This is a genomic window from Eubacterium sp. Marseille-QA0814 (assembly GCF_965119675.1).
Classification (GTDB): Bacteria; Bacillota; Clostridia; order Lachnospirales; family Lachnospiraceae; genus Eubacterium_G.
This window is the reverse complement of record NZ_CBCPMG010000012.1, coordinates 1-1,214: the sequence shown is the minus strand read 5'-3', so window position 1 is coordinate 1,214 and position 1,214 is coordinate 1. Positions and strand designations below refer to the sequence as shown.

The 1,214-nt window shown below is 39.6% G+C and carries 1 protein-coding gene; it reads right to left on the bottom strand.

Going from position 1 to position 1,214, the window contains the following annotated elements:
- On the bottom strand, positions 1 to 949 hold a 949-nt coding region (locus ACQY63_RS12340; protein WP_428245325.1), incomplete at its 3' end, for a reverse transcriptase domain-containing protein.
- Positions 950 to 1,214 lie beyond the last annotated feature (265 nt).

Genomic DNA, 1,214 nt, shown 5'->3' with positions numbered 1-1,214 from the left:
CCTTTGCAATCTGCCGTTTAAGATTCCGCTTGATTTTTACCGCCGTTTTCTTCTTTAATCTGCGGTGTGTGGCCCATATTCTGAATCCAACAAAATCAACTCCCATGCTGCACGGTCTTATAGCTGTCTTATTGTTCAAATCTAGCCTTAATTCATCTGCTAAAAATGTTCTTAACAACTCTTTTACCTCCGCTAAATACTTCTTATCATGGTGGAGTATGATAATATCATCCATATATCGGATGTAGTAATGCAATCCCAACTCATGCTTTGCGTATTGGTCTACCTCATTAAGGTAAATGTTTGCAAACATCTGTGAGGTAAGGTTGCCTATCGGCATCCCTTTATTACCTAACCTGTCCGATACCTCCACTTCGTCCGGCTCTTTCCCGGGCGGTAATCCAAAATTCATAGATTCGCAATTTATAATCTTTTCCAACAGGTTGAGTAATCGTTGGTCTTTAATCCTGCGTGCTAAAATCTTTAATAAAATATCGTGGTCTACCCTGTAGAAATACTTTGATATATCCATTTTCAGATAATAGTACCGTTCCGGCTTCCTTTCGGTCTGCCTTAACCAATACTGCAACCTGTCGGCTGCCTTATGCGTTCCCTTGCCCTTGCGACAGGCGTAGGAATCAAAGATAAATGTCTTTTCGTACAACGGAAATAACTGCCTGTAAATCGCCCATTGTACTATCCTGTCCTTAAATGGCAAGGACATAATGAGCCTTTTCTTTGGCTCGTAAACATAAAAGGTATGATATTTCCCAACCTCGTATGTTTCGTAAATCAAGTGATTCTGAATATTTATTAACTGCTCTTCATAGTTGCGGTTGAAAATCAATACATCATCCCTGTACCTCTTTCCTTTTCTTGCTTCCTCCCAAGCCTTATGTAAATTTTCAAAATCGTAAATCTTTTCATATATGTTCTTTATGCTTTGCATTGCATACCTCTTGTAAATTTGTGCCGTACAAACCTAATCAGTTTTTAACCCTTTCAGACGTGACAAATATATTTCTTTTCGGCTTATGCTTACTAACTGTCTTTACGGCAATTCAATCTTTTTCCTGCCTACAGGAACGGAAAATAACCCCTTTAACCCTGTTTGTACTGTCCTTACGGTCGTAACCATAAGGCTTCTTGACATAGGGGCAGAGCGGATCGGAAACCAATGTTGTCGTTCGAGTTGGAACGAGGGTTATTCAAGT